Genomic DNA, 1,637 nt, shown 5'->3' on the forward strand with positions numbered 1-1,637 from the left:
TTTCCCATCCACTTACAGGTCCCCTCGAATATGCTCATCTCACGATCCAGCGTGAGGGTCCCCAGCACTTCGTCCTCCAGAAGAATGGGCTTTGTGTATTCCGCCCAAATCTCCTCCAGTGCCGGACAGGGTACGCCTTCCTCCAGTACCTCAGTGACATACCACTGAGGTTCGTAGAGGGCATCACCTTTCCAGCCGCGGGCTTTGATCCGGTAGATCTGGCCCTTGGTAAACCGCTTGGAATAGTCGCCGGCATCCCGTTCCTTGTCCGTCAGCGGCCAGCTCAGGTAGCATCGACCGGAGATCGCCTGTCCGGTCTGGACATCCGCCATGGCGAGGGCATGGGTATGCGCCGCCCAGTAGGTATCCAGAAAGGTTTTGTCCGCGCTGACACCGTCCTGAATCAGTACCAGTTTTTCCTCATCTTCTGGGGCGTACAGGGCAATAAAGTCCTTGACCGTTCTCTTTTTCATGGCGCTCTCCTTACGCAAATACTTGCTGGTATTTCTCTTTCAGTTCCTTGGGCGCTGTCTTGATGACCTTGCTGCCGCCGTTTTCGGAGGCTGAACCCCAAATGGCCCAGAGCAGGCTCTGCCAAGCGATGGCCCGGAATTTCGGGTCCTTGTCCTCTTCCGGCAGGAGATAAGCGGAAAAGCGGCGTTTGACTGTCAGCAGTGCATCTAGGCTTTCCGCATTGGCAATCAAGCTGCGGAATTCCTTGGCAGGCTTCAGCCACTGCATAGACAATGCGCCCCGTACCAACACTCCCAGTGTCCATGTTTGGAAACCAAACTTCCGGATCAAGGCATGAAGGAATTTCTCTTGCAGGGAGGAGTGCTCGTCGTCGCAGAGATCCAAATACTCCGCCACCAGCGGCGCCCACGGTTCTCCCTCCAGTCCCAGAGCGAACACAGCAAAAGAGCCGGGCATGGCGCAGGCTTCATCCGCAAGGTTTTGGTACCACTCATACTCCCGCATAGCCAGACGAGCGTATCGCTCTATAGCCGGATGCAGATCGGGGTGCTGCACAGCGCAGGCAAAGAGCTGATTGATGCCCTTCTTGGGCAAGCCGGGAATGGGCAGATAGATTTTCTGCTTTCCTCTGAATTCCACCGAGTAACTGCGGGGGAATTCCTCCTGCTCCAGCACCGCACACAGGTAGTCCAAGATCTCGGCATAGCACTCCTCGGTGGAGTCCTTGGCGGTGATTCGGATGGCAGCAAACGCATCATTGGCCGATGCGGTGAAATGCTCCGTCTTACGCTGCTGGATTTCCTTTGGCAATTTGCCGCTGCCGGCTGTTTTCAGTTGCTTCACCATATCTGGGCGAAGCTGGGAGACCAGGCCGAGGATGTGCTCGGTGGTGAGGGATTCAAAACTCTGCCCGTACACCGTATGGCAGACCGCCACATAGCAGGCAAAGCGCAGCAGGCCTTCATCCACATCCTCCGGCCGCAATTCCGGCCACACGGTGCAGGGTGGAAAGACGGTAAAGCCATCATCCCGCTCTCCCACAAGGAAGAACCGCTCCTGCACCTGCTTTTCTATGTATTTCTCCAATGTATAGCGGATCTCCTGCCAGCCCACCAACCGCCGCAGGGCATCGCAGAATGTAACAGCTTCCTCATAGGGGAATC

At 56.3% G+C, this 1,637-nt stretch carries 1 protein-coding gene and 1 pseudogene; both read right to left on the reverse strand.

Annotated elements, in window-relative coordinates:
- A pseudogene (locus tag B5F88_RS19375) lies at positions 1–473 on the reverse strand (hypothetical protein); the annotation flags it as partial.
- A gap of 10 nt (positions 474–483) precedes the next feature.
- Positions 484–1,637, reverse strand: a 1,154-nt coding sequence (locus tag B5F88_RS19380) for a DUF6138 family protein (protein ID WP_087937040.1), incomplete at its 5' end; no start/stop codon positions are given.

The organism is Flavonifractor sp. An306 (assembly GCF_002159455.1).
GTDB lineage: Bacteria > Bacillota > Clostridia > Oscillospirales > Oscillospiraceae > Flavonifractor.